Genomic DNA, 3,181 nt, shown 5'->3' with positions numbered 1-3,181 from the left:
CGCCGCGCCGCGCGGCCGTTCCCGCAATGCCGTCGCCCGGTGCGCGACCCGAGATCGAGGGCAAGCGCCTCACCGTGGGCCGCGACATCAGCCTGTCCGGGGAAATCAACTCCTGCGATATTCTCACTGTTGAAGGCCGGGTCGATGCCTCCTTGATCGGCGGGCGCGTGATCGAAGTCGCCGATGGCGGCTTCTTTAAGGGCAATGCCGAGATTGATATTGCCGATATCGCCGGGAATTATGAGGGCGACCTGACGGTGCGCGAAAAGCTGACCGTGCGCGCCACGGGCCAGATCAAGGGCCGCGTCCGTTACCGCAAGCTCGAAGTCGATCTCGGCGGCACGATTATCGGCGAGGTCGATATTATTCAGAGTTAGGCTTCGGCTGAACTCGATTGAAAAAGGGGGCCGTGTGGCCCCCTTTTTTATCCGCCGCGTTTTGTCTGCGTTACCGCCGCCTTCTCCGCATCCCACCACCAGCGATCGAAGCTTTCGCGTTGGAGGGTTTCGATGCCGGTGCGGCCGTAATAGTCCCAATGGGCGTAGCGCGTGGTGCGCCCGTAGAACTGCGGGATCATGTAATGGCCCCAGCGCAGCAGTCGGTCCAGCGCGCGCACCCGCGTCACCAATGCTTCGCGGCTGGGGGCATTGATGACCTGATCGACCAGCGCATCGATGGCGGGGTCTTTGATGCCGGGCAGGTTGCGCCCGCCGGGAATATCGGCGGCGGCGGAGCCGAAAAAAGTCGCGCTGCTCGTTGCCGGGGCTAATCGACTGCGGGAAAATACCGATCATCATATCAAAATCATAGGCTTCGACGCGCTTCTGATGCTGGCTCACGTCCAGGAGGCGCAGGGTTGCGGTCACGCCCAATTGTTCAAGGTTCTTAATGAAGGGCAGGGTGGTGCGCTCGAAGGCGGGGTTATCGATGAGGATTTCGAAGCTCAGCGGCTGGCCCTTGGCGTCGCTGAGCTTGTTGTTTTTCACCGTCCACCCGGCCTCGCGCAGCAGCCGGAGGGCCGTGCGCAGGTTCTCGCGAATATTGCCGCTGCCGTCGGTTTTCGGGGGAAAATATTCGGTGGTGAAGACTTCCTCCGGCACCTTGCCCCGGAAGGGTTCCAGCAGCGCCAGTTCTTCTGCACTCGGCAGGCCGCGCGCGCGCAACTCCGAATTATCGAAATAGCTGACGGTGCGGATCAACTGCCCGTCCGACAGCGTCTTATTCGTCCACTCGAAATCATAGGCATAGGCCAGGGCGGCGCGCAGTTTCGGGTCGGCGAACAGCGGGCGGCGGGTGTTGAACACATAGCCCTGCATACCGCGCGGGCTATTGTCGCCAATCTCGGTGCGCTTAATCAAACCTTGGCGCACGGGCGGCTTATCATAGGCGGTGGCCCAACGGGAGGAGGAGGTTTCCTGCCGAAAGGTGATATCGCCGGCCATCAAGGCTTCCAGCGCCACCCCATCGTCGCGGTAATAATCGTAGCGTAAGAGATCGAAATTATGATGGCCGCGCTGCGGCGGCAGATCCTTCGCCCAATAGTCGGGATTGCGCGCGTAGCTGATGCTGCGGTTGGCGTCGACGCTTTTGACCGTATAGGGGCCGGAGCCCAAGGGCACGTCGAGGCTGCTCTGATCGAACGGGCGGTTTGCGTAAAAAGCGGCAGCAAAAACCGGGAACTGGCCGATAATCAGCGGCAGTTCGTGATTATTACCGTCCTTGAAGCGAAAAATCACCGTGCGCGCGTCGGGGGTTTCCACCCCGACGACATCATTAAAATAGCTGCGGTAATGGGGGGCACCTTTTTCTTTCAGCATTTTATAGCTGAAGGCCACATCCTGCGCCGTTACCGCGCTGCCGTCGTGAAACTTAGCCTCCGCGCGCAATTTGAAGGTGATCGAGGCGCGGTCGGCGGCAAGTTCCATCGTTTCCGCCAACAGCCCGTAGTGGCTGAAGGGCTCATCATCGGCGCTCACAGTCAGCGTGTCGAACAGCAAGCCGACACCCGAGGCGGGCGTGCCTTTGAGGATGAAACCGTTGAGACTATCGAACCCGCCGATCACGGCTTGCCGCAGCTCGCCGCCCTTCGGCGCATTCGGGTTGATATAGTCGAAGTGGCTGAACCCCGGCTTATATTTGGGTGCCCCGTAGAGGGCAATCCCATGTACCGGGTCGGCGCTCGCAGTTCCCGCAGCCCAGCAGGCCAGAAGGCCCGCCGCTAGTGTCAAAACACGCAGCATTCCATCTCCTGCCGAATTGATGGTCATCCGCAGAAGACCTGCGGATCAGTGGGGTAGGGAGGGTTCCGGGGCAAGGCCGCGCAGAAGGGTGTCCAGCAGCGTTTCGATCATTAACTCCGGGGTTGCCGCCGGATGATCGCCCGATTTGATGAGCAGCGTCGCCAGCCCGTGAACGCTGGCCCACAGCGTCGCCGTAATGGCGGCCGCATCGCCCGCGCGCAATTGCCCCGAGGCCTGGCAGCGCGCCACGCCTTTTTCGAGGCTGCCATAGGCCTGATCGCACAGGCTATCGCAGCATTCTTCCTGCTTTTTATGGCAGGCGTCGCGCTTGGCTTCGTGCGGCAACGTCATAAAGACGACGCGGTAATGGTCCGGGTAGGCGAGGCCGAAGCGAATATAGGCCTCAAGCCCCTTGCGCAGCGCGCAGAGCGGATCGGTGACGGGGCACATGACCGACTGAAGATTTTCCAGCAGAATCCCGAAGGTTTCCTGCACCAGATGGAAAACCAACTCTTCCTTATTGCGGAAATAGAGGTAGAGCGTCGTCGGCGTCACGTTCAGCTTTGCGGCGATATTGCGCATGGAGGTGCGATCATAGCCCTCCGTGAGCATGAGTTCGCGCGCCGCAGCCAAAATCTCCGTCCGGCGATCTTGGCCGCGCTCGGCGTGACCAATTGTTTCCGCGCGCGCGGACCCCGTGGTGCTCGTGACAATCGCGATCGGAACAGCCGTCATCCCCAACCCTCCTAGGCCTCGGCGCGCTCCTGAAATGAGCAATCGACGCGCCGCCGCCAGCTTTCATGCGCGAGTATACTAATTACCCGCCCCTATTGGTATGGGAACTTCATAAGACCGTAACAAGAGTTTTGGCCCTGAACCCCCAAAGATTACCGATATTTCACGAAAGCCGCAAATCCGATGGATCTGCGGCCTCTGTCTCT

The 3,181-nt window shown here is 60.6% G+C and carries 2 protein-coding genes; both read right to left on the bottom strand.

From position 1 onward, the window contains the following. Positions 1-2,240: extracellular solute-binding protein (locus VZ95_RS29575; protein WP_052711359.1), on the bottom strand; the 2,240-nt coding region annotated here is incomplete at its 3' end. 45 nt (positions 2,241-2,285) lie between these two features. Next, complete coding sequence (locus VZ95_RS00795; RefSeq protein ID WP_052711358.1) at positions 2,286-2,975, bottom strand: TetR/AcrR family transcriptional regulator; 690 nt, start codon at positions 2,973-2,975, stop codon at positions 2,286-2,288. Between the last annotated feature and the right edge of the window lie 206 nt (positions 2,976-3,181).

The sequence above is a fragment of the Elstera litoralis genome, assembly GCF_000963705.1.
Lineage (GTDB): Bacteria > Pseudomonadota > Alphaproteobacteria > Elsterales > Elsteraceae > Elstera > Elstera litoralis.
Note: the sequence above shows the minus strand (reverse complement) of the source record. Positions and strands in the feature narration are given on the sequence as shown.

Excerpts from the sequence above, each read along its gene's own strand:
- VZ95_RS00795 (WP_052711358.1), bottom strand. The coding sequence starts at position 2,975 with ATGACGGCTGTTCCGATCGCGATTGTCACGAGCACCACGGGGTCCGCG.